This is a genomic window from Streptomyces sp. NPDC032822, assembly GCF_055578825.1.
Genome location: NZ_JBVIOL010000006.1, coordinates 152,928 through 175,382, shown reverse-complemented (window position 1 = coordinate 175,382; position 22,455 = coordinate 152,928). Strand labels below are relative to the sequence as shown.

Annotated in this window: 19 protein-coding genes and 1 tRNA gene; 9 read left to right on the top strand and 11 right to left on the bottom strand. The window is 71.0% G+C overall.

The genetic code is table 11. The features are described from left to right. Positions 1 to 2: 2 nt before the first annotated feature. Complete coding sequence (locus ACZ5VD_RS18835) at positions 3 to 680, bottom strand: TetR family transcriptional regulator (protein ID WP_468682748.1); 678 nt, start codon at positions 678 to 680, stop codon at positions 3 to 5. Beyond that, the gene (locus ACZ5VD_RS18830; RefSeq protein WP_468548912.1) at positions 677 to 1,687 is read right to left on the bottom strand and encodes an acyl-CoA desaturase; all 1,011 of its coding nucleotides are present in this window, start codon (positions 1,685 to 1,687) and stop codon (positions 677 to 679) included. The genes ACZ5VD_RS18835 and ACZ5VD_RS18830 overlap by 4 nt, the downstream gene beginning before the upstream one ends. A gap of 299 nt (positions 1,688 to 1,986) precedes the next feature. On the opposite strand from ACZ5VD_RS18830, the gene ppc reads away from it, so the two are divergent. Beyond that, the gene (gene ppc / locus ACZ5VD_RS18825) at positions 1,987 to 4,728 is read left to right on the top strand and encodes a phosphoenolpyruvate carboxylase (RefSeq protein WP_468682747.1); all 2,742 of its coding nucleotides are present in this window, start codon (positions 1,987 to 1,989) and stop codon (positions 4,726 to 4,728) included. A gap of 73 nt (positions 4,729 to 4,801) precedes the next feature. Here the strand turns inward: ppc and ACZ5VD_RS18820 are convergent, their stop codons facing one another. The 6 genes from ACZ5VD_RS18820 to ACZ5VD_RS18795 form a co-directional block, all read right to left on the bottom strand. Then, complete coding sequence (locus ACZ5VD_RS18820; protein ID WP_468548910.1) at positions 4,802 to 5,305, bottom strand: hypothetical protein; 504 nt, start codon at positions 5,303 to 5,305, stop codon at positions 4,802 to 4,804. Positions 5,306 to 5,357: 52 nt separating this feature from the next. Next, a complete protein-coding gene (pth, locus tag ACZ5VD_RS18815) occupies positions 5,358 to 5,960 on the bottom strand; it encodes an aminoacyl-tRNA hydrolase (RefSeq protein WP_468548909.1) in 603 nt (200 codons plus the stop codon). A gap of 115 nt (positions 5,961 to 6,075) precedes the next feature. Continuing rightward, positions 6,076 to 6,657 carry a 50S ribosomal protein L25/general stress protein Ctc gene (locus tag ACZ5VD_RS18810; RefSeq protein ID WP_468548908.1) on the bottom strand — a complete coding sequence of 194 codons (582 nt, stop codon included), beginning with the start codon at positions 6,655 to 6,657 and terminating at the stop codon, positions 6,076 to 6,078. Between the two features lie 232 nt (positions 6,658 to 6,889). After that, positions 6,890 to 7,870 carry a ribose-phosphate diphosphokinase gene (locus tag ACZ5VD_RS18805; RefSeq protein ID WP_468548907.1) on the bottom strand — a complete coding sequence of 327 codons (981 nt, stop codon included), beginning with the start codon at positions 7,868 to 7,870 and terminating at the stop codon, positions 6,890 to 6,892. A gap of 77 nt (positions 7,871 to 7,947) precedes the next feature. Continuing rightward, positions 7,948 to 9,396 carry a bifunctional UDP-N-acetylglucosamine diphosphorylase/glucosamine-1-phosphate N-acetyltransferase GlmU gene (glmU, locus tag ACZ5VD_RS18800; RefSeq protein WP_468548906.1) on the bottom strand — a complete coding sequence of 483 codons (1,449 nt, stop codon included), beginning with the start codon at positions 9,394 to 9,396 and terminating at the stop codon, positions 7,948 to 7,950. Positions 9,397 to 9,521: 125 nt separating this feature from the next. Continuing rightward, positions 9,522 to 9,593, bottom strand: a tRNA-Gln gene (locus tag ACZ5VD_RS18795). A 207-nt stretch (positions 9,594 to 9,800) separates the two neighbouring features. Between ACZ5VD_RS18795 and ACZ5VD_RS18790 the strand changes: the two genes are divergently transcribed. Continuing rightward, complete coding sequence (locus tag ACZ5VD_RS18790) at positions 9,801 to 11,117, top strand: sensor histidine kinase (RefSeq protein ID WP_468548905.1); 1,317 nt, start codon at positions 9,801 to 9,803, stop codon at positions 11,115 to 11,117. Positions 11,118 to 11,192: 75 nt separating this feature from the next. Here ACZ5VD_RS18790 and ACZ5VD_RS18785 read toward each other — a convergent pair whose 3' ends face one another. Together ACZ5VD_RS18785 and ACZ5VD_RS18780 are read right to left on the bottom strand one after the other, a co-directional pair. Further along, positions 11,193 to 11,687: an SUKH-3 domain-containing protein gene (locus ACZ5VD_RS18785; RefSeq protein WP_468548904.1), complete on the bottom strand. Its 495-nt coding sequence runs from the start codon at positions 11,685 to 11,687 to the stop codon at positions 11,193 to 11,195. Positions 11,688 to 11,835: 148 nt separating this feature from the next. Beyond that, positions 11,836 to 12,423 (bottom strand): YwqJ-related putative deaminase, encoded by a 588-nt coding sequence (locus ACZ5VD_RS18780; protein ID WP_468548903.1) that lies wholly within the window; start codon positions 12,421 to 12,423, stop codon positions 11,836 to 11,838. A 307-nt stretch (positions 12,424 to 12,730) separates the two neighbouring features. Here ACZ5VD_RS18780 and ACZ5VD_RS18775 point away from each other — a divergent pair, with 307 nt between their 5' ends. From ACZ5VD_RS18775 to ACZ5VD_RS18755, 5 genes are all read left to right on the top strand, one after another. Further along, positions 12,731 to 13,750, top strand: a complete 1,020-nt coding sequence (locus tag ACZ5VD_RS18775) for an SMI1/KNR4 family protein (protein ID WP_468548902.1) — start codon at positions 12,731 to 12,733, stop codon at positions 13,748 to 13,750. Positions 13,751 to 13,758: 8 nt separating this feature from the next. After that, positions 13,759 to 16,491, top strand: coding sequence for an SUKH-4 family immunity protein (locus ACZ5VD_RS18770; protein ID WP_468682746.1), 2,733 nt, complete (start codon positions 13,759 to 13,761; stop codon positions 16,489 to 16,491). A gap of 143 nt (positions 16,492 to 16,634) precedes the next feature. Further along, complete coding sequence (locus tag ACZ5VD_RS18765; RefSeq protein ID WP_468682745.1) at positions 16,635 to 17,522, top strand: cellulose-binding protein; 888 nt, start codon at positions 16,635 to 16,637, stop codon at positions 17,520 to 17,522. A 404-nt stretch (positions 17,523 to 17,926) separates the two neighbouring features. Next, positions 17,927 to 20,305, top strand: coding sequence for a YwqJ-related putative deaminase (locus ACZ5VD_RS18760; protein WP_468682744.1), 2,379 nt, complete (start codon positions 17,927 to 17,929; stop codon positions 20,303 to 20,305). Continuing rightward, a complete protein-coding gene (locus tag ACZ5VD_RS18755; RefSeq protein WP_468682743.1) occupies positions 20,305 to 20,676 on the top strand; it encodes a toxin-antitoxin system YwqK family antitoxin in 372 nt (123 codons plus the stop codon). Before ACZ5VD_RS18760 ends, ACZ5VD_RS18755 begins: the two co-directional genes overlap by 1 nt. Before the next feature lie 85 nt (positions 20,677 to 20,761). Here ACZ5VD_RS18755 and ACZ5VD_RS18750 read toward each other — a convergent pair whose 3' ends face one another. Then, on the bottom strand, positions 20,762 to 21,175 hold the full coding sequence (locus tag ACZ5VD_RS18750; protein WP_468548897.1) for an ATP-binding protein: 414 nt from the start codon (positions 21,173 to 21,175) through the stop codon (positions 20,762 to 20,764). Positions 21,176 to 21,397: 222 nt separating this feature from the next. On the opposite strand from ACZ5VD_RS18750, the gene ACZ5VD_RS18745 reads away from it, so the two are divergent. Next, a complete protein-coding gene (locus ACZ5VD_RS18745) occupies positions 21,398 to 22,249 on the top strand; it encodes a helix-turn-helix domain-containing protein (protein ID WP_468548896.1) in 852 nt (283 codons plus the stop codon). An 8-nt stretch (positions 22,250 to 22,257) separates the two neighbouring features. Then, positions 22,258 to 22,449: a DUF397 domain-containing protein gene (locus ACZ5VD_RS18740; RefSeq protein ID WP_468682742.1), complete on the top strand. Its 192-nt coding sequence runs from the start codon at positions 22,258 to 22,260 to the stop codon at positions 22,447 to 22,449. Positions 22,450 to 22,455: the final 6 nt, after the last annotated feature.

The window sequence follows — 22,455 nt, the reverse complement described above, 5'->3', positions numbered from 1 at the left end:
GGTCAGCTCTTCCGGCGTCCTATCAGGTGCGGCTTGGCCTCCATCCCGTCGAGCCCGTGCCACGCCAGGTTCACCAGATGGGAAGCGACCTCGGACTTCTTCGGGCGGCGGACGTCCAGCCACCACTGGCCGGTGAGGGCGACCATGCCGACCAGGGCCTGGGCGTAGAGCGGGGCCAGCTTGGGGTCGAAGCCGCGGCTCTTGAACTCGCGGCCCAGGATGTCCTCCACCTGGGTGGCGATGTCCGAGATCAGCGAGGCGAAGGAGCCCGTGGACTGGGGGATGGGGGAGTCGCGGACCAGGATGCGGAAGCCGTCCGTGTACTCCTCGATGTAGTCGAGGAGCGCGAACGCGGCCTGTTCGCACAGTTCACGAGGGTGGCCCGCCGTGAGGGAGCTGGTCACCATGTCGAGGAGACGGCGCATCTCACGGTCCACGACCACCGCGTACAGGCCCTCCTTGCCGCCGAAGTGCTCGTAGACCACCGGCTTGGACACCCCGGCCTTGGCCGCGATCTCCTCCACCGACGTGCCCTCGAACCCCTTCGCCGCGAAGAGGGTGCGACCGATCTCCAGCAGTTGCTGGCGACGCTCCGCACCGGTCATCCGGGTGCGACGCGTACGCCGCGGCTTCTCATTGCTCGGGGTGCTGCTGGAGTCGGTCGCCACGGCGTCAATCATGCCGCCTCGGCCGTCGCCCTCTTGCGCCCGGAACCGCCCGCACCGGTGTCGCGACGGGAATCGATACGCGAGCGTGACGGCCAGCGCACGTCATAGGCCCAGCCGAGCAGCTCGAACCAGCGGATGAACCGGGCCGAGGAGTCCAGCTGGCCCCGCTCCACCCCGTGCCGCGCGGACGTCGGCTCGGCGTGGTGCAGGTTGTGCCAGGACTCGCCGCACGACAGGACCGCCAGCCACCACACGTTGCCGGAACGGTCGCGTGACTTGAAGGGGCGCTTGCCGACCGCGTGGCAGATCGAGTTGATCGACCAGGTCACGTGGTGGAGGAGGGCCACCCGCACCAGGGAACCCCAGAAGAACGCCGTGAACGCGCCCCACCAGGACATCGTCACCAGCCCGCCGATCAGCGGCGGCAGCGCCAGCGACAGCATCGCCCAGAGGATGAACTGGCGGGAGACCGCCCGGATCGCCCCGTCCCTGATCAGGTCCGGCGCGTACTTCTCCTGCGGTGTCTGCTCCTCGTCGAACATCCACCCGATGTGCGCCCACCACAGGCCCTTCATCAGGGCCGGCACGGTCTCGCCGAAACGCCACGGCGAGTGCGGGTCGCCCTCCGCGTCGGAGAACTTGTGGTGCTTGCGGTGGTCGGCCACCCAGCGCACCAGCGGCCCCTCGACCGCCATCGACCCCATGATCGCCAGCGCGATCCGCAGGGGCCGCTTCGCCTTGAAGGAGCCGTGGGTGAAGTAGCGGTGGAAGCCGATCGTGATGCCGTGGCAGCCCAGGTAGTAGAAGAAGACCAGCAGGCCGAGGTCCAGCCAGCTCACGCCCCAGCCCCACGCCAGTGGCACCGCCGCCAGCACCGCGAGGAACGGGACGGTGATGAAGAGCAGCAGCGTGATCTGCTCGATCGAACGCTTCTGCTCGCCACCCAGGGTGGCGGAGGGCGTGGGGGTGTCGTCGGCCGCCTGGGAAGGGTCTTCGATCACGTCGGAGCTTGAGGTCATGCGTATCCCCTGGGGGGTGTGGGATTCGGGGCGGGGCGCCGGGTACCGGAACGCGTCGGGTGATCCATGCTTCCTACGGTTCCGTAACCTACGGCGTCGTAAGTATGGCAGCGCGATGCCCGACGGCAAGAGCCCGACAGCCTGCGCCTTGGCGTGGACACCTATCCTTGTGTCGTCGGACAGCGCGGTCCGTTCTGATCTCTTCCCGGCTGTCCGGCCTCGCATGCGGCAGCGCCGCCCGAGGCCGCCCGCCGGGTTCCCCTCCCGGACGAGCTTCAACACTGCAAGGAGCCGCACCTGTGAGCAGTGCCGACGACCTGACTACGAGCACCACGTCGACCAGTAGTGAGCTGCGCGCCGACATCAGGCGACTGGGTGATCTCCTCGGCGAGACCCTCGTGCGCCAGGAGGGCCCGGAGCTGCTCGAACTGGTCGAGAAGGTCCGCCGCCTGACCCGCGAGGACGGCGAGGCCGCCGCCGAACTGCTGCGCGGCACCGAACTGCAGACCGCCGCCAAGCTGGTCCGCGCCTTCTCCACCTACTTCCACCTGGCCAACGTCACCGAGCAGGTGCACCGCGGCCGCGAGCTGCGTGCCAGGCGGGCCGCCGAGGGCAGCCTCCTCGCCCGTACGGCGGACCGTCTCAAGGACGCCGACCCGGAGCACCTGCGCCAGACGGTCGCCAACCTGAACGTGCGCCCGGTGTTCACGGCCCACCCCACGGAAGCCGCCCGCCGGTCGGTCCTCAACAAGCTCCGGCGCATCGCCGCGCTCCTGGAGACCCCGGTCATCGAGGCCGACCGCCGCCGCTGCGACACCCGTCTGGCCGAGAACATCGACCTGGTGTGGCAGACCGACGAGCTGCGCGTGGTCCGCCCGGAGCCCGCGGACGAGGCCCGCAACGCCATCTACTACCTGGACGAGCTGCACGCGGGTGCGGTGGGAGACGTCCTGGAGGACCTCACCGCCGAGCTGGACCGGGTCGGCGTCAAGCTCCCCGACGACACCCGCCCCCTCACCTTCGGCACCTGGATCGGCGGCGACCGCGACGGCAACCCGAACGTGACCCCGCAGGTCACCTGGGACGTCCTGATCCTCCAGCACGAGCACGGCATCAACGACGCCCTGGAGATGATCGACGAGCTGCGCGGCTTCCTGTCGAACTCCATCCGCTACACCGGCGCCACCGACGAGCTCCTGGACTCCCTCGGCACCGACCTGGAGCGCCTCCCGGAGATCAGCCCCCGCTACAAGCGGCTGAACGCCGAGGAGCCCTACCGTCTCAAGGCCACCTGTATCCGGCAGAAGCTGGAGAACACCAAGACGCGCCTGGCCAGGGGCATCCCGCACGAGGAGGGCCGCGACTACCTCGGCACCGCCGAGCTGCTGCACGACCTCACCCTGATCCAGACCTCGCTGCGCGCCCACCGCGGCGGCCTCTTCGCCGACGGCCGCATGGACCGTACGATCCGCACGCTCGGCGCGTTCGGCCTCCAGCTGGCCACCATGGACGTACGGGAACACGCGGACGCCCACCACCACGCCCTCGGCCAGCTCTTCGACCGGCTCGGCGAGGAGTCCTGGCGGTACGCCGACATGCCCCGCGAGTACCGCGGCAAGCTCCTCGCGAAGGAACTGCGCTCACGCAGGCCGCTCGGCCCGACGCCGGCTCCGGTGGACGCGGCCGGCGAGAAGACCCTCGGCGTCTTCCAGACCGTGAAGCGGGCCCTGGAGGTCTTCGGGCCCGAGGTCATCGAGTCGTACATCATCTCGATGTGCCAGGGCGCCGACGACGTGTTCGCCGCCGCCGTCCTCGCCCGCGAGGCGGGCCTGCTCGACCTGCACGCCGGCTGGGCGAAGGTCGGTATCGTGCCGCTCCTGGAGACGACCGACGAGCTCAAGGCCGCGGACACGATCCTGGAGGACATGCTCTCCGACCCCTCCTACCGGCGTCTGGTGGCGCTGCGCGGAGATGTCCAGGAGGTCATGCTCGGCTACTCCGACTCCTCGAAGTTCGGCGGCATCACCACATCGCAGTGGGAGATCCACCGCGCCCAGCGGCGGCTGCGTGACGTGGCCCACCGGTACGGCGTGCGGCTGCGGCTGTTCCACGGCCGGGGCGGCACGGTCGGCCGTGGCGGCGGCCCCTCGCACGACGCGATCCTCGCCCAGCCGTGGGGGACGCTGGAGGGCGAGATCAAGGTGACCGAGCAGGGCGAGGTCATCTCCGACAAGTACCTCGTGCCGTCCCTGGCCCGGGAGAACCTGGAACTGACCGTCGCGGCCACCCTCCAGGCGTCCGCCCTGCACACCGCGCCCCGCCAGTCGGACGAGGCCCTGGCGCGCTGGGACGCGGCGATGGACCTGGTGTCCGACGCCGCCCACACCGCCTACCGCGGCCTCGTCGAGGACCCGGACCTGCCCGCGTACTTCTTCGCGGCCACCCCGGTCGACCAGCTCGCCGACCTGCACCTGGGCTCACGGCCGTCCCGGCGGCCCGACTCCGGCGCCGGCCTCGACGGACTGCGGGCCATCCCATGGGTGTTCGGCTGGACCCAGTCCCGGCAGATCGTGCCCGGCTGGTTCGGCGTCGGCTCCGGCCTCAAGGCACTCAGGGAAGCGGGCCTGGACACCGTCCTGGACGAGATGCACGAGCAGTGGCACTTCTTCCGCAACTTCGTCTCCAACGTCGAGATGACCCTCGCCAAGACGGATCTGCGGATCGCCGCCCACTACGTCGACACCCTCGTCCCCGACGACCTGAAGCATGTCTTCGAGACGATCCGGGCCGAGCACGAACTGACCGTGCGCGAGGTCCTGAAGGTGACCGGCGAGAGGGAACTCCTGGACGCCACCCCGGTGCTGAGGCAGACCTTCAGCATCCGTGACGCCTACCTGGACCCGATCTCCTACCTCCAGGTCACCCTCCTCAAGCGGCAGCGCGACGCGGCGGCGGCGGGCGACCGGCCCGACCCGCTGCTCTCCCGTGCCCTGCTGCTGACCGTGAACGGCGTCGCCGCCGGCCTGCGCAACACCGGCTGACGACACCCCGTACCCACGGCGGTGCCCCCGAGCCTTCATGGCGGCTCGGGGGCACCGCCGTACGCGCGAGGTATCAGATCGCCAGGAACGTGGCCGTGAGCAGTGCGACCCCCGACCCGGCCAGCACCCACGCGAGGCGGGTCCGGCGCAGTCCGCCCGCGACCACGACCGAGGCCAGCAGCAGCGCGCCGCCCATCGGGACCCAGGCGTAGAGGACGCCGGCGGGCCCCGAGCGGACCACGTCGTCGCTGCCGGGCTTCACGACGACGGTGTACGTCCGGCCCTTGCGCACGGCGACCGTGTGCTCGATGACCACGCTCGCCCGGGGGGTCGACCCCATCGACGCCGGTGTGTAGGGACCCGTGCAGGTCTCCTCGCCGCACCGCGTCACCTCGATCGTGCCGCGCTCCCGGCCCTTGGTGAGCATCACGTGCTGGGCCGTCCCCCAGGAACCCCACACACCGGCGATCAGGATCAGCGCCGCGACCGTACCCATCGCCGCGAGTCGCCCGAACCGCAGGGCGGTGACGGAGGCCTGGCGGGAGGGGGAGGGTGTGGCAGGCATGGCGGGGATCATTGGCCATGCCCGGACGGGCAGTCAACTCGGCCGGGGCCGGCGGCCCGACAAGTCAGGAGTTGTAGGTGCTTTGCGCCCGCTCCAGGCCCTCGATCACCAGGGCCTCGGCCGCGTCGGCCGCCCGGTCCACGAAGTAGCCGAGCTCCTTGCGCTCCGCCGACGAGAAGTCCTTCAGCACGAAGTCCGCGACCTGCATCCGCCCCGGCGGCCGGCCGATGCCGAACCGCACCCGGTGGTAGTCCGGGCCCATCGCCTTCGTCATCGACTTCAGCCCGTTGTGCCCGTTGTCCCCGCCGCCGAGCTTGAGCCGCAGCACGCCGTGGTCGATGTCCAGTTCGTCGTGGACGGCCACGACGTTCGCCAACGGCACCTTGTAGAACTCGCGCAGCGCGTTCACCGGCCCGCCCGACAGGTTCATGTACGACATCGGCTTGGCCAGGATCACCCGCCGGTTGGCGGGACCGGGCGGCCCGATCCGCCCCTCGATGACCTGCGCCTGCGCCTTCCCGGCCCGCTTGAACCGGCCCCCGATCCGCTCCGCGAGCAGGTCGGCGACCATGAAGCCGACGTTGTGCCGGTTGTTCGCGTACTCGGGCCCCGGATTGCCCAGCCCCACGATCAGCCAGGGCGCGTTGGCGTCGGTCGTCACGTCCATCTCTCCTTGATACGCGATCCCTTGAAACGCGATCCTCTGAAACGCGGTGCCTCGATACGCGCCGGCCGCCGCCCCCGGAGGGAGCGGCGGCCGGCGACGGGTGTTCCGGGGCGGATCAGGCCTCGGTGGCCTCGGCGTCGTCCGCCGGGGCCTCCTCCGCCTGGGCGGCCAGGACCTGGAGGACGACCGCGTCCTCGTCGGTCACCAGCGTGGTGCCCTCGGGCAGCGGGATGTCCTTGGCGAGGATGGAGGCACCGGCCTCCAGGCCCGCGATGGAGACGGTGACCGACTCCGGGATGTGCGTGGCCTCGGCCTCGACGTTCAGCGTGCTCAGCACGTGCTCGAGCAGGTAGGCGCCCGGCGCGAGCTCGCCCTCGGTGTGGACGTAGACCTCGACGTTGACCTTCTCGCCGCGCGTCACCAGAAGCAGGTCGACGTGCTCCAGGAAGCCCTTGATGGCGTCACGCTGGACGGCCTTCGGGATCGCCAGCTGGGTCTTGCCCTCGATGTCCAGGGTGAGCAGGACGTTCGGGGTGCGCAGGGCGAGCTGCAGCTCGTGGCCCGGCAGCGTGATGTGGACCGGCTCGGCACCGTGACCGTAGACAACGGCGGGAACCTTGCTGTCACGGCGGATACGGCGGGCCGCACCCTTGCCGAACTCGGTGCGGGTCTCGGCGGCGAGCTTGACGTCAGCCATGGTCACTCCTCGTAGAACAGGTGGGGATGGGGGTCCCCCCGCTCGAGCGAAGTCGAGAGTGGGGGAGGTCACCCGGCCGAACATCGGCCTGCTACGAAGAGCGCGTCGATAACGGACCGCCGTAACCGCTGGACAACGCGGTACGGCCTCCCTCGCCGAGCAACTGTGACAGCTTACGGGGCGGGGAGGCCGTACCAGAAATCGATCTACGAACCGATCAGGGGAGCGGGGTCTACTGCTCGTCGAAGAGGCTCGTCACCGAGCCGTCCTCGAAGACCTCGCGGACCGCGCTCGCGATCGTCGGCGCGATCGACAGCACCGTGATCTTGTCCAGGTCGGCGCCCAGTTCACCCGGCGTCGGCAGGGTGTCCGTGAACACGAACTCGCTCACCCGGGAGTTCTTCAGCCGGTCCGCGGCGGGGCCGGAGAGCACGCCGTGCGTCGCGGTGACGATGACGTCCTCGGCGCCGTGCGCGAACAGGGCGTCCGCGGCGGCGCAGATGGTGCCACCGGTGTCGATCATGTCGTCGACGAGCACGCACACGCGGCCCTTGACCTCACCCACGACCTCGTGGACGGTCACCTGGTTCGCCACGTCCTTGTCGCGCCGCTTGTGCACGATGGCGAGCGGCGCGCCGAGCCGGTCGCACCAGCGGTCGGCGACCCGCACGCGGCCGGCGTCCGGGGAGACGACCGTCAGCTTGTTCTTGTCGACCTTCTTGCCCACGTAGTCCGCGAGCAGCGGAAGGGCGAAGAGATGGTCGACCGGGCCGTCGAAGAAGCCCTGGATCTGGTCCGTGTGCAGGTCGACGGTCAGGATGCGGTGGGCACCGGCCGTCTTCATGAGGTCCGCGATCAGACGCGCCGAGATCGGTTCACGCCCGCGGTGCTTCTTGTCCTGGCGCGCGTAACCGTAGAACGGCACGATGACGGTGATGGAGCGGGCCGACGCGCGCTTCAGCGCGTCGATCATGATCAGCTGCTCCATGATCCACTGGTTGATCGGAGCCGTGTGGCTCTGGATCACGAAGCAGTCCGCGCCGCGAGCGGACTCCTGGTAGCGCACGTAGATCTCGCCGTTGGCGAAGTCGAAGGCCTTCGTCGGTACGACCCCGACACCCAGCTGCTGGGCGACCTCCTCGGCAAGCTCGGGGTGGGCGCGGCCGGAGAAGAACATCATCTTCTTCTCGCCGGTCGTCTTGATCCCGGTCACAGCACTGTCTCCTCAGAGGTTCATCAACTGGGTGAGCACTTATCACGGTACGCCGTGTTTGACGCACCCGTTTCCGGTCAGCCTTCGCTGTCGCCCTCCCGGGAGGCGGCCTCGGCGGCCTTGGCCGCCGCGCTCCCCGGACGCTTGCGGGCCACCCAACCCTCGATATTCCGCTGCTGGCCCCGGGCCACGGCCAGCGAACCGGGCGGCACGTCCTTGGTGATCACGGACCCGGCGGCGGTGTACGCGCCGTCCCCGACCGTGACGGGTGCCACAAACATGTTGTCGGAACCCGTCTTGCAGTGCGACCCCACGGTGGTGTGGTGCTTGGCTTCGCCGTCGTAGTTCACGAAGACGCTGGCGGCACCGATGTTGGTGAACTCGCCGATGGTGGCGTCCCCCACGTAGGACAGGTGCGGGATCTTGGTGCCCTCGCCGACGGAGGCGTTCTTCGTCTCGACGTACGTGCCCACCTTGGACTTGGGGCCCAGGCGCGTGCCGGGCCGCAGATAGGCGTACGGCCCCACGGTCGCCCCCGGACCGACCTCCGCGCCGTCGGCGACGGTGTTGTCGACCCGCGCCCCGGCGCCCACCAGGGTGTTCGTGAGGCGGCTGCCCGGGCCGACCTCGGCGCCCTCGCCGAGGTGCGTGGTGCCGTGCAGCTGGGTGCCGGGGTGGACGATCGCGTCCTGCTCGAACGTGACGGTGACGTCGATCCAGGTGGTGGCCGGATCGATCACGGTCACGCCGGCCAGCATCGCGCCGGTCAGCAGACGGTCGTTGAGGATCCGCCGGGCCTCGGAGAGCTGCACCCGGTTGTTGATGCCCGCGATCTCGCGGTGGTCCCCGGCGACGCAGGCGCCGACCCGGTGCCCCGCCTCGCGCAGGATCCCGAGGACGTCGGTGAGGTACTCCTCGCCCTGCGAGTTGTCGGTGCGGACCTTGCCGAGCGCGTCGGCGAGCAGCTGCCCGTCGAAGGCGAACACCCCGGAGTTGATCTCCCGGATGACCCGCTGCGACTCGCTCGCGTCCTTGTGCTCGACGATCGCGGTGACGGCACCGGAGGCGCCGTCGCGCACGATGCGGCCGTAGCCGGTGGCGTCCGGGACCTCGGCGGTCAGCACGGTGACCGCGTTGCCGTCGGAGGAGTGGGTGGCGGCGAGTTGGCGCAGCGTCGCGCCGGTGAGCAGCGGGGTGTCGCCGCACACGACGACGACGGTGCCGTCGACCGGCCCGCCCAACTCCTCAAGGCCCATCCGGACGGCGTGCCCGGTGCCGTTCTGCTGGGCCTGCACCGCCGTACGCACCGCGGTGTCGGTCTCCGCGAGGTGCGCGGTGACCTTCTCGCGGGCGTGGCCCACGACGACGACGAGGTTCTCGGGCTGCAACTCGCGCGCGGCGGCCAGCACATGGCCCACCAGGGGCCGGCCACAGATCTCGTGCAGAACCTTGGGTGTGGCCGACTTCATACGGGTGCCCTCACCCGCTGCGAGAACGACGACGGCTGCCGGGCGAATGGCGCTCACGGAGTTGCCCTTCGGCTGTGGAGGGGGAGGGTCGGACATCCGCAGGATACCGGGGCGTTTCGTGAGAGACATGAGAGTGGGCCCTGACAGTGCTGTCACTGGTCAGGGCCCGTATCGACGCGTTGCTCCCCCGCCAGGACTCGAACCCGGACAGATGGCACCAAAAGCCACAGTGCTGCCAATTACACCACGGGGGATCACACTCGGCCGAACCGGACAATCGGTTGGATCTCCGGGACGGCCCCCAACACTATGCCGTACCGAGTGGCCTCGATGCGACGGTCTTACTCCTCCGGGGCGGTGGTGAGGTGGCGGTTTCGTTGTCGCGCGGTCACGCAGTGTGGTGTAGGCCAGTCGCGGAAACTCACCGGAAAAGGGGCACCCGGCGCCCGTAGGCTGGAGGCATGACCACGACGGGGGAAGACCACGCGACGGCCTGGGGAGGGCCGTGGTGGTGGACCAGGTGGCGCGGCGCGGTACTGGACATGAGTCTGGCCGTGGCGTCCGCGGTGGAGTGTGCGGTGGAGGGGATCCCGTTCGCGCAGGACGCGGGGATCCCGATCGGCGCGGGAGTGGTGTTCGGGCTGCTGGCCGGCGCGGTGCTGGTGCTGCGGCGCCGGTGGCCGATCGCCGTGGTGCTGGTGTCGATCGCGATCACACCCGCCCAGATGGGCTTCCTGATGGGCATCGTCGGCCTGTACACGCTGGCCGCGTCCGAACTGCCGCGCCGGATCATCGGCTCGCTGGCGGGGATGCAGCTGGTGGGCACGCTGATCGTGACGTTCGTGCGGGTGCGCCAGGACATGTCCCGGGGCGACCTGACCCTCGGGGACTGGTTCGTCCCGTTCGCGGCGATCACCACGTCGTTGGGGCTGACCGCGCCGCCGTTGCTGCTCGGCCTGTACGTGGGGGCGCGGCGGCGGCTGATGGAGAGCCTGCGGGAGCGCGCGGACAGCCTGGAGCGGGAACTCCAGCTGCTGGCCGAGCGGGCCGAGGAACGCGCGGAGTGGGCACGCAACGAGGAACGGACCCGGATCGCCCGGGAGATGCACGACGTCGTGGCCCATCGGGTGAGCCTGATGGTCGTCCACGCCGCCGCCCTGCAGGCCGTGGCCCGCAAGGATCCGGAGAAGGCGGTCAAGAACGCCGCGCTCGTCGGGGACATGGGCCGGCAGGCGCTGACCGAACTGCGGGAGATGCTCGGGGTGCTGCGGACCGGCACCGCCGGGACGGCCGTGCGGCGGGAAGGGGTGCCGCTGGCCGCGGTCGGCGCCGCCGCGGCCGCCGCGGCCTCCAGGGTCGCCGACGACGAGGCCGCGGCCGAGGGGCCGTGTCTGTCGGATCTGGACGTGCTGGTGGGGCAGTCGGCGGCGGCGGGGATGGTGGTCGACCTCTCGGTGGAGGGGGACACGCGGACCTACGTGGCGGAGATCGAGCAGACGGCGTTCCGGGTGGTGCAGGAGGCGCTGACCAACGTCCACAAGCACGCGGCCGGGGCGAAGACCTACGTACGGCTCGCGCACCGGGTGTCGGAGATCGCGATGCAGGTGGAGAACGAGCCGCCGCCGGAACTGCCCTCGGACTCCTCGGCCCGGCTGCCGTCCGGCGGCAACGGGCTGGTGGGCATGCGGGAGCGGGTCGTCGCGCTGGGCGGGGTGTTCGTGTCGGGGCCGACGGACGCGGGCGGCTTCCGGGTGTCCGCGGTGATTCCGGCGTCGTAGCGACGCCGGTCGCGCCGCCGCGGCCCCGCCTTCGGTCTCGTCGGCGACGCCGCCCGGGCGGGGGGTCGCGGCGGCTCAACCCGCCGTCAGGCGGGGCGGTTCGATGCCGGAGACGAGGGCGGCGAGGGCCTGGTCGAGATCGGGGCCGAGGTACCAGTCGCCGGTGTGGTCGAGGGCGTAGATCCGGCCTTCGGAGTCGATGGCGAGGATGGCCCGTGTGTCGGTCTCGGTACCCAGTGGGCAGACCTCGGTGTCCAGGGCGCGGCCGAGGTCGCCGAGCGTGCGGGCCATGTGCAGGCCGTGCAGCGGGTCGAGGTGCAGATCGGCCGGGGCGAGCCGCCGGCCGGGTCCGGCGGGGGAGATGTGGAGGCCGCCGAACTCCGCCCAGGCCTCGACGGCGGCGGGGAAGACGGCGTGCCGGTGTCCGGCCGGTGAGGCGTGCTCGCGCAGGGCGTCGGCCCAGATCTCGGCCTGCTTTATGTCCCAGCGCCCGGGTTGCCAGCCGGCGGCGCGCAGCGCGGCGTCGACGGCTACGGGGAAGCGGGTGGTGGAGGTGCGGTCCTGGTGCATCTGCCCTTGGTTCGTCGGCGTCGTCGGGAGCGGAGGGGCGGCGGGGGCGGAAGGGTCGGAAGGCATGGAAGGGGCGGCGGGATCGGCAGGGTCGTCTCTGGGCGCGGGCCGGTGTCGTGGAGAGGTACGTGGCGGGTGCCGACAGGACTCAGTCGTCGGTCGTCGTGGGGTCGACGACACGGACGCCGAAGTGGGCGCTGAGGGCGGCGCAGGCGCGGCACGGGGCGGCGAAGCTGCCGTGCAGGGGATCGCCGTCCTCGCGGATCCGGCGGGCGGTGAGCTTGGCCTGCTTGAGGGCCTTGCGCGCCTCTCCGTTGGTCATCGGTCTGCGCGCGGCGCGTTTGCTGCGGGCCTCGTCGACGGCGGCGAGGTGGCGGGAGATCAGTATGGTCTCGGCGCAGCGGCCCGTGAAACGGTCCCGCCCGGCGCTGGGGAGTGTGTCGAGGAACTCCTGGACCAGCGGGTGCAGGGCGGGTGGCTGGTCGCCGCGGGCGGCGGTGCCGGTGAGGGTGGCACCCCGCACGGAGAGGGCGGCGGCGACGGTCGGGAGTATGCCGTCACGGCGGTGGCGCAGGGTGGGGGTGCGCGGCGTCTCGGTACTGCTCCAGCCGATCCGGGGATCACCGGACGGACCGGTGGGAGAGCCCCCGTGCGGACCCGCCTGACGGGCGGCCCGGGAATCGCCGGACGTGCCCGGTCGTGGCCCCGGGTGTGGTCCTGCCTGTGTCGCGTTCATGATCGTCATCCCCTCCCGAGCATCCCCCCGGCTGACACAGACTGCCAAATGGCGTGGCTGGTGCGGAAGCTGGGGCGGTACGACACGCCCGGGTTTGGGCGGGCTGTCACGAGAGGGTGACGGCAGGTCACCGAAGCGGAGGGGTGCTGACCGGTGCCCGGTGACCGCTCTCGCCGTACCGCATAGGCTGTCGGCACCGCGATCCACGCGGTCAGTGCGTGGAGACGGACGAGACAGTCGATACGGGGCGTAGTGACCGAACGTGGTCGCCGCGAGCCGTACCAGAGTGCCGCAGGGGGCAACCGCCATGACGACAGGTCGGCTCGGGCTGGGGGCACCTCCCGGCCGCCAGGCCGGAGGACACCCCGCGCCGCCGAACGCGGCGTACGCCGGGCAGGTCGTGCATTTCCCGGATCCGGTGCGTGCGGCCCGCTACCCCAGAGGGGTGCGGATGGACGAGAACGGCTACCCCGTCCTCACGCCCTACGCGCGCGCGGCCGCGGAGATCGCCGACCCCCCGGAGGGCTTCGGCGTCGACGAGCTGCGCCTGACGGACTACGTGTCGGCGAACGCGGCGCTGGCGGCCTCGGGGCACGAGCTGTGGGCCACCGTGCCCGCGGTGGCCACCCCGCACGGCTGGACCTGGCATCACGCCGCGGGCTCCCGCCGCCTCGAACTGGTCCCGGTCGACGTGAAGGCGCTGCTGCGGCATCACGGCGGCATCGCGACGGCGGCGGTGGACCACGACAAGCGGGGCACACGCCCCCTCCAGGAGACGCGTCCCGCGCACTTCGGCCTGCCCAAGTCGGGCGTCGCGGTGACCGAGTCGCAGGTGCTGGGCGTCGAGGAGGACCTCGGGTACCGGCTGCCGGGCGCGTACCGGTCGTTCCTGAAGGCGGCGGGCGGATCCGCGCCGGTGGGCGCCGCCCTGGACGCCGAGCTGGGCCTGCTGGTCGACCAGCCGTTCTTCACCGTCCGGGACGAGGCGGCGGTCAACGACCTCGTGTACGTCAACAAGTGCCTGCGCGACCACCTGACCAAGGACTACCTGGGTGTCGGGTTCGTTCAGGGCGGTCTGCTGGCCGTGAAGGTGAAGGGCGAAGGGATCGGCTCGGTGTGGTTCTGCGCGTACGACGACGCGCGTGACGTCGATCCGGCATGGGCGCCGGCGGACCGCGTGGCGCGGCTGCTGCTGCCGTGCGGCGACGACTTCGACGCGTTCCTGTCGCGGCTCGCGGGCAACCCGCCGGAGCTGGAGACCGTGGCGAACCTGATGGTGGACGGCGGGTTCGCCCGTCCCGTCCCCGTCCCGGCCGTGGGGGAGTGAGCAACGCGATGGTGACCTTCGCACAGGCGCAGGAGCGCGCCGAGGAGTGGATCAACGGCGACGTGCCCTCGTACCAGCACCGTGAGGTGCGGGTACGGGAGTTCGACCTCGGGTTCGTGGTCTGGCCCGAGGACCGCGCGGACGGGCCGCGTTCGGACGGCGGCGGTCAGCGGCTGGTCATCGCCCGGGACAGCGGGGAGGCCACGCTGTGGCCCGCGCTGCCCGTGGGCGAGGTGATCCGCCGCTACGAGGAGGAGTACGGCCGTCAGGACGCCGTGGCCGACGCGGTACCGGCGCCCGCGGCCCGCGTCGACCTCAACCAGACGTCGTTCCTGCTGAGCCCGCCCGAGTGGTTGCAGGAGGCGGCGGACAAGCTGGGGATTCCGGACCGTCGGGGGGCGGGGGCGAGCGCGGGTCCGGGCACCTCCGGTGCCTCCGGTTCCGGTGGGGCGTCCGCGGGCGGGGCTTCCCTTCCCGAGACGCAGGCCGGGGCGCCGGGTGCGCCCGCCGTGCCCGTCGGGGCCACGCCCTGGGCCGGGACCGACACCAACGCGGATCCCGGCGAGGACCGTTCCGTTCCGCTGCCCGCGACGGTGTTCTCGCCGCCGCTGAGCGGTACCGAGGACGAGAACGTGCCGCCCACCGCGCCGCCGGACGCCAAGACGGCGCTGATCTCGGGCGGCAGCGGGCTTCCGCGCACGGCGGTCGCGCCGGCACTCGACGATCCGAACACGCCGGGTGGACGGGGCGGACCGGGCGCGCCGGGTGGCCAGAGCGGCCAGAGCGGTCACCCTGGCCAGGGTGGTACGCCTCCGCAGCCGTCGACGTACGGCTATCCGCAGGGTGCGGGTGCGCCGGGTACGCCACCTCCGGGCACGCCGCCTCCCGGTGCTCCCGCGCCGGGTGCGATGCCGTCGCCTTCGTCGGCATCACCGTCGCCGCCGCCTCCGTCGTACGGCTATCCGCAGGGGGCCGCCGGTGCGCCGGGCGGGCCGTCGCAGGCGCCGGACGCCCGGGACATCGCCGACGCCGCGACCAGCAAGGCGGCGCCTCCGCCGCGTCGCGCCGGGTCCAACCCGCCGCCTCCGCCGGGCGCTCCGGGAACGCCGGGTGCGCGTCCGGGCGGTACGCCGCCCCCGCCGGCCGGCGGGTACGTGCCGACGCAGATGGTGTCGGCGCTCGGCCCCGAGGGGCCCGGTGCCGGATCCGGCACCCCGCAGGGTCCCGGTGCGCCGACACCCCCGGGCCCGCCCGGCGGTACGCCTCCGGGCGGAGTCCACCACGCCGCGACGATGCTGGCCGACCCGGGACGGATGGGCGCCGGTCCGGGCGGGCCGCAGCCACCCGGTGCGCCGAACCCGCCGGGTGCGCCGAAGCCGCCCGGTACCCCGGGTGCGCCGCAGGCGCCTGGTGCGCCGAACCCGCCCGGTGCTCCGAACCCGCCTGGTGCTCCGGGTGGTTCTGCAGGCGGTCGGGGCGGTGCCGTGCACCATGCGGAGACCATGCTGGCCGGACCTCCGGTGGGCGGGCCCCCGATGGGTGGACCCGGCGCGCCCCCGCCACCGCAGGCGCCCGGTATGCCCGGCTTCCCGGGTGCCCCCGGAATGCCTCCCGGCGCGGCTCCCGGTGCTCCCCCCGGTGCTCCGCAGCAGATGCCGCCCGGGGCGATGCCTCCGCCCGGGGGCATGCCGCACGGCGCGATGCCGCCCCCCGGGCAGCCCGGGCCCGGGCAGGCGCCGTCGTACGGGTATCCGCAGCAGCAGGGCCAGCCGACGGTCGGACCCGGCTATCAGGCCGTACTCCGCTACCGTGCGCCGGACGGCTCCGAGCAGCAGCTGATCCGGCGTTCGGCGCCGGGGACACCGCACCCGGAGTGGCAGATCTTCCACGAGCTGCGCGGGATGAACGTGCCGTCGAACCAGGTGCTGGAGCTGCACACGGAGTTGGAGTCGTGCGAGCTGCCGGGCGCGTACTGCGCGCGGATGATCCGGGAGCAGTGGCCGCAGGCACGGATCACGAGCATCGCGCCGTACGGCACGGACCACGCGAGCCGACAGCAGGGCATGCAGCAACTCATCGAGCACCAGGGCGAGTTGCACCAGGTCGCCGACGGTCCCGCCCGGCCGGCCCCGGTCCGGGCGCCGTTGTCGCAGGTGCCGCCCACGCCGCCGATTCCGCCGGAGGGCGTGGCGCAGGAGCTGGCCGGGGCGTTCGGGCCGGGCGTCTTCCGGTTCGAGCAGGCCGCCGTGTCCCGGCAGGGGGTGCCGCCGGTCGTGGCGCACTCGCTGGTGGTGGCGGGGCTGCCGCTGGACATGGGCCCCTTCTTCTGGGCGCAGGCCCAGCCGGGCCGGCCGGTGCCGACGCTGGCCGAGCTGGCGGCCGAGCGCGGGGTGCAGGCCGCCCCGGACGCGGGCTCCTACCTGGTGATGGGCACCGACTTCGGCCGGGCGATCTGTGTGCAGTACGGCACGGCGAACATCGTGGCCGTGCCCGTGGAGGCGGGGCCGGGCGGTGCGTCCGTACCGCCGCAGTTCGTGAATACGGGACTGCCCGAGCTGCAGCGCTGCCTGGCGCTGCTCGGCCGGATGTGGCGGCTCAGGTTCGGGCTGAACCAGGAGCAGGCGGGCCGCTGGACCGTCGACTTCCAGGCCCAGCTGGCCGCGCTCGACCCGGCGGCGCTCGGTTCGCCGGAGAGCTGGTGGTCGGTGCTGCTGGAGCAGATGTGGGACGGACTGCTGTGACCCTCGATCACTGAGGGCGTGCGCCGCCCGTAACCGGCGTGCGGAGTGTCGCGTTATGAACACTTCCGTCCGATACATCAAGATGCATGCGAAATCATCATTTCGCATGCATCTTGTTCTGTTCGGCGGAGAGGGGTTCACGGATGAGCGGCGCGTCGGTTCCGTCACCAGGATTCATGGCCGTACGGGGGCGCGGCTATCGCCCCGACCAGGTCGACGCGTACGCCGGAGCCCTCTCGCGGCACCGCGACGCCGCCTGGGAGCGCGCCGCTCGTCTCACCGTGCTGGCCAGGGAGATGGAGGCGGACGCGGCACGGCTGCGGGAGATCGTGGAGACGCTCGCCCCGCAGACGTACGACACGCTCGGGGAGCGCGCCCGACGCCTCTTCGAGCTGGGCCGCGAGGAGGGCGACGCCGTACGGGAGGGCGCCGGGCAGGAGGCGCATCGCCTGGTGGAGGAGGCGCGGGCGGGCGCGGACGGCGTACGCGAGACCGCGCAGGCGCACGCCGACGCCGTACGCGCCGAGGCCGAAGAACGTGCCCGGGACCGTCTGCTCGCCGCCCGCGCCGAGGCCGACGAACTGCGCATCGGCGCCCGGCGCGAGGTGAAGGAGGGCCGTGGTGAGGCCCTGGCGGCCCTGCGCGAGGTCCGCGAACGCACCACCGGCATCCTCGCCGAACAGACCAAGGAGCACGCCGGGCGCTGGGCCGAGGCCGACACGGAGGCCGAACAACGGGCCGCCGCACTGGACGCCCGGAACGCCGAACGGATCGCGCTGGCCGAGGCCGCGCTGTCCGAGGCGCAGCAGGCCTTCGCCGACTCGGAGCACTCGGCACGGCGGATGGAGGAGGAGGCCCGGGTGCGATCGGCCGAACTGGTCGCGGAGGCACGGGCCCGGGAGGACCGCATCGCCCGCGACACGGAACGGGTCCTCCGCGAACACGGCGAGACCTGGGACGACGTCCAGTCCCAGATGGACCACGTACGGAACAGCCTGGCGGCGCTCACGGGGCGGGCGGCTACGGAGTAGGCGGAGTAGGCGGTGCGATGTCCTCGGGGCGGCGAACTTTGACCGGATCCGCGTTGCGGCTGCAACCGGCCGATTGATACAGATGATCGAGTCGGTGGTGGGTGGGAGTGGCGGGGGTGTGGGGCGGGGTGCTCGATCCGGGGGAGATACCGCAGTTCACGGGTGATCTGGACCGGCTGGAGACGGATTGCGCGGATCTGAAGGGGGACGCGGGGCGTGTCCGCAGGACGGGTGAGGCTGTCGATTCGCAGTTCCAGGGTCTGTCGGCGTACTACACGGCTCCGGAGGCGGAGAAGCTCTTCGCGACGACGAAGCCGGTCAGGGACCGCGCGGACACGTTCGGGGACGATCTGGAGACGGTGTCCGGGGCGCTGTCGACGTACGCCACCGAAATCCGTCCCCTGGTGGGCAAGCTGAAGCAGTTGAAGGTGGATGCCGCCTCGTTCGTGTCGTCGGTCAGGGACGACGACGAGTGGGAGTACGACGAGGGCAAGGTCGGCAAGCACAACCGGATCCGGGACGAGATCACCGCGACGGTGGCGGCGTTCTGGGCGGCGGAACGCACCTGCCACAACAAGATCACCGCGATCTGGGGCGGCACCCAGATGGTGGCCGGAGACGGTTCCGAGCGGGCGGACCAGTACGGCTTCAACGCGGACGACATGAAGAACGCGAAGCTTCCCTGGGGTGACCCGGTGGAGGAGAAGCACCGTTGGTACGAGGTCGGCCACTGGGTGAAGTCGTTCGTGTGGGACGGCCTGGTCGTGGATGGTGTCTGGGGGACCATCAAGGGTCTGGGCACCCTGGTCGGCTTCGGCGGCTGGGAGGCGATGGGGCAGGCGTGGAAGGGGCTGGCTCTGCTTGCGGGCGGGCTGACGGTGAGTTTGATGCCGGGTGCGCAGGTGGTGTTCTGGGGGTTGCCGGATGACAAGGCGCCTGCCTGGCTGCGGGAGTCGCGTACGGCGATGAAGGAGACGGGTAAGGCGCTGCTGGCGTGGGACGAGTGGGGCAGGAATCCTGCGCGGGCGGCGGGGGCGGTCACCTTCAATGTGCTGACGACGGTCTTCACCGGTGGTGCGGGTGGGGCGGTGTCGGGTGCGGGGAAGGCGGGTGCGGCTGCCAGGGTCCTGTCGGTGGCCGGCAAGACGGCTCATTTCATCGACCCGATGACCTATATCGCCAAGGGTGCGGGTGCGGGCCTGTCGAAGATCGGGGATATCACCAAGGGCCTGAAGGGCCTCGGTGCGTTCGATGGCACGGCTCTCCCCGGTAGCGCGATCACTCTCCCGGAGGGCTCGCTGCGGCTCCCGGACGGCACGGTACGGCTGCCCGAGGGCGCGGCCGTCCCGGACGGTGCGACCCGGCTGGCTGACGGCACTGTCCAGCTTCCCTTCGATACTGCGGTGTTGCCGGCGGGTACGACGAGGCTGCCGGGCGTGGAGGGCTCGCCGGCCCAGTACCTGGACAGCGAGGGCAACCTCCTCGACCGGCACGGCAACGTCATCGACACCGTCGACAACGCACCCGCCGACGTGGTCGACGGGCCGGCCTCCGGTGCTCCCGCCACCGGTGCCGACACCCCGCACACGCCTTCCCCTGCGAAGGAACCCGCCCTCGTCGGCGCAGGCGCGCACACCGCCGACCAGGCCGGGCAGCACATCCGCCTCGGCGACAGCGTGGACGACCTCGGGGACGCCGGCCGCGTCGGCGACGACGCTCCCATCAGCCCAGCAGTCCACTCCGGGAGCGACGGTGTGGCAGACGGTTCTGCAGGTGACCACGTACCGAGTGGAAGCACGGCCGACCAACCCCCCGGAGGTACGGCAGACCGCCTCCCTGGCGGTCGAGCAGACGATCACGGCACCGGCCCGACCGCCGACCACGGGCCCCCTGGGGGCCGGGCGGGCAGTTACGGCGACGGGGTCGGTGGCGAGCAGCACGGCCATACGGTCGGCGGCCATGACGGATCCGGTGTGGGTAACCACAGTGAGAGCAACAACGGCCCTGACGGCCACGCCCGTAGCGGTGACCACGGTGCTGGCCATTCTGGCGATCAGAGTCCGTCGCATGTCCACGAGCCGCACGGTGAGCCTCATGCCGACCGGGACGTGCGTGACCCCAGAGGCTCGGCTGTGGACGATGCCGCCCGGCGGGACGCGGAACCCATTCAGTTCGGGGACGAGCCGCTACCGCCCCCCAGCCAGGGCGAGAACGTTCTGGGGCAGATACCTGAGAGTCGAGTGCAGCGAAATGCGGACGGCCTGATCACTCATGTGGACGGGCGTAACTTCGAGCACTTCCTCAAAGACCTCTCCTTCCAGCGCGGCGCCGCGTTCAGGGAAGCCAAGGAACTCGGCACGTTGTCGAGAAGGAAGGTGGGCCCCTGCATCGGCCAGGTCATGGACCTGCGGACGGGAAGAGTGGTCGAGGCGGTCAACGGGAAGCCTGAGGATCTGATCGACAACATCCACCCGACAATTGCCGACAGGTACGAGAACCTTCCTGACCCCACGCCTGCCCCCGACCAGCCACTCAGGCATGCAGAGGTAAAGGCGGTGAACAACCTTCTCTGGGAGCGGAGAAAGCTCGGGCTTTCTGACGGGCCGGAGGCGCTGACCGAACTCCGCGCCGCGATGGAATTCCCCTATTTCGACCATATGAGGACCGAGTTGCCAGGCCGCCCGGCGGCGTTCTGCGCCAACTGCGACCTTATGCTGGACGGGGTGGACAGCCTTCACGGCAGGTTCGCCGGTGAGCCGACTGACGACAACTGGATTCCCTAATGGCCGAGGCAGCGCGAATCAATATCGACGACCCAGGGGTCGACATGGACCTGGCGCAGCGGTTGTTGTACCGAGGTCGACCGTTCACAGGTGAGGTCGAGGAATTTCTGGGTGGTGCTCGTGTCAGCCTGGAAACCTACGTCGATGGCCTACCGGACGGTCCGGGCTGGGAGTGGTACAAGGACGGCACGCTTGAGTCGGAAGCGACGGTACGCGAAGGACGCGCTGTCGGGGTCGCGAAGAAGTGGCACCCGAACGGTGTTCTCGCCTCCGAGCGGACGTTCTCCGAGAGCGACGGGGCGTTGCTCTCCACCCGGGAATGGGACGAGGAAGGTCGGCCGACCAAGACCTGGCGCAGGGGAGACGGCTGACTGTTCTGTTGTCGGAGCAGTCTGGCTGACCGGAGGTCCAGTTCTTGGATCCTCCGGTTTCGTCCGCCACGAGAGACCAAAGGGTTCAAGCCGCGGTCAGCTCGCACCACACGAACTTCCCCCGGTTCCCGTGTCTGGACAGTGGATGCCACCCCCACAGGTCGGCGCAGGCCCTGACCAGTGCCAGTCCCCGTCCGTCCTCCAGTTCGGTGTCCTGGTCCAACGGCCTTGGGGGTTCGGGTGGTTCGGGGTCCGCGTCCCAGGCGCCGATCCGCAGGACACCGGTCGACCAGGACACGCGCAGGGCGGCGGGCCCCTTGGTGTGGCGTACGGCGTTGGAGACCAGCTCCGCGGCGAGCAGCTCGGCGACGTCGACCAGGCCGATCAGTCCGTGCATGGTCAGGATGAGGCGGAGGGTGCGGCGGCTGACGGTGACCGCCCGGAGGTCGTTGGGGAGGTAGAGGCAGTACTCCCAGGGTGCGCGTTCGTTTTCGGGCATGGGTGAACTCCGTTCGGGTGATGGGGAGTTGTGTCGGGCGGGCGGTGGCAGTGTCGCGGCCGTCATGGCAGGACGGGGCGGTGCGCTTCCGGTGTCCCGGTGTTGCCGCAGCGTGTGCGTCGCGTCACCGACGGTAGGTCTAGCGATTTAGGTTTTGCAAGCCGCTCGCGTAATCTGACTCCGAACGAGTCGCGCTCGCAGGAGCGTTGGGAGGAGCGGACGATGGCCTTGAGGCGTGAACCAACAGCACGTCAGATGCGCCTGGCGGTCGAGTTGCGTCGACTCCGGGACGCGGCCGGTCTCGCCTCCCGGGAGGCGGCGGCGCTGCTCGGAGTGAGTGCCGCGCAGATCAGCCAGATCGAGGCCGCCCTCGCCGGCGTGAGTGAGAAGCGGCTACGACGCCTCGCCGCCAACTACGCCTGTGCGGAAGACGAGCTGATCGATGCCCTGGTGGTCATGGCGACCGACCGCACTCGGGGGTGGTGGGAGGAGTACCGCGGCATCCTGCCCGCCGCTTACCTGGACCTCGCCGAGCTGGATCACCACGCGACGTTCCGGCATGACGTGGCGGTCATCCACGTGCCGGGGCTTCTCCAGACGCAGGAGTACGCGCAAGGCCTTTTCGCCTACATGAACCCGGAGTTCCCACCCGGCGAGGTCGAACTGCGCGTGGCTCACAGGATGAAACGGAAGGTCATGGTCGAGGGCCCCGACCCGATCCCGTACGAGACCGTGATCCACGAGGCGGCGCTCCGCATCAAGGTGGCCGGACGCGCCGCGACCCGAGCTCAACTGACGCGCATCCTGGAGATGTCGGACGCGGACCACGTGACCGTCAGGGTCATCCCCTTCTCCCTGGACGACTTCGCCGGAGCGGGCAGCACGATGGTGTACCTCGGCGGAGCGGTCCCCCGTCTCGACACCGTCGTACGGGATGCTCCGCACGGCACCGCCTTCCTCGACTCCGAAGCGCAGCTGGAGCACTTTCGAACGCTCTTCCGTAAAGTGAAGGAAGGGGCACTTCCCCCGGCCCAGTCGCGTGATCTCATCCACCAGTTGGCCAAGGATCTGTGAGGACCAGCATGACCACCCCCACCCAGTGGCAGAAGTCGTCCTTCTCCGGTGGGGGTGAGGGCAACGACTGCGTGGAGATCGCGAACTCCCCCACTCGCATAGCCGTGCGTGACTCAAAGGCCCCGGCCAGGGCGACCGTCACTGTCTCCGCCGGAGCCTTCGTCACCTTCGTCGAGGCCCTGAAGAGGTCCCGAGACTGACGACTC

Coding starts and splice junctions, on each gene's coding strand:
- ACZ5VD_RS18835 (WP_468682748.1), bottom strand. CDS start 680: ATGATTGACGCCGTGGCGACCGACTCCAGCAGCACCCCGAGCAATGAG.
- ACZ5VD_RS18830 (WP_468548912.1), bottom strand. CDS start 1,687: ATGACCTCAAGCTCCGACGTGATCGAAGACCCTTCCCAGGCGGCCGAC.
- ACZ5VD_RS18820 (WP_468548910.1), bottom strand. CDS start 5,305: ATGATCCCCGCCATGCCTGCCACACCCTCCCCCTCCCGCCAGGCCTCC.
- pth (WP_468548909.1), bottom strand. CDS start 5,960: ATGGACGTGACGACCGACGCCAACGCGCCCTGGCTGATCGTGGGGCTG.
- ACZ5VD_RS18810 (WP_468548908.1), bottom strand. CDS start 6,657: ATGGCTGACGTCAAGCTCGCCGCCGAGACCCGCACCGAGTTCGGCAAG.
- ACZ5VD_RS18790 (WP_468548905.1), top strand. CDS start 9,801: ATGACCACGACGGGGGAAGACCACGCGACGGCCTGGGGAGGGCCGTGG.
- ACZ5VD_RS18785 (WP_468548904.1), bottom strand. CDS start 11,687: ATGCACCAGGACCGCACCTCCACCACCCGCTTCCCCGTAGCCGTCGAC.
- ACZ5VD_RS18780 (WP_468548903.1), bottom strand. CDS start 12,423: ATGAACGCGACACAGGCAGGACCACACCCGGGGCCACGACCGGGCACG.
- ACZ5VD_RS18775 (WP_468548902.1), top strand. CDS start 12,731: ATGACGACAGGTCGGCTCGGGCTGGGGGCACCTCCCGGCCGCCAGGCC.
- ACZ5VD_RS18770 (WP_468682746.1), top strand. CDS start 13,759: ATGGTGACCTTCGCACAGGCGCAGGAGCGCGCCGAGGAGTGGATCAAC.
- ACZ5VD_RS18765 (WP_468682745.1), top strand. CDS start 16,635: ATGAGCGGCGCGTCGGTTCCGTCACCAGGATTCATGGCCGTACGGGGG.
- ACZ5VD_RS18755 (WP_468682743.1), top strand. CDS start 20,305: ATGGCCGAGGCAGCGCGAATCAATATCGACGACCCAGGGGTCGACATG.
- ACZ5VD_RS18750 (WP_468548897.1), bottom strand. CDS start 21,175: ATGCCCGAAAACGAACGCGCACCCTGGGAGTACTGCCTCTACCTCCCC.
- ACZ5VD_RS18745 (WP_468548896.1), top strand. CDS start 21,398: ATGGCCTTGAGGCGTGAACCAACAGCACGTCAGATGCGCCTGGCGGTC.
- ACZ5VD_RS18740 (WP_468682742.1), top strand. CDS start 22,258: ATGACCACCCCCACCCAGTGGCAGAAGTCGTCCTTCTCCGGTGGGGGT.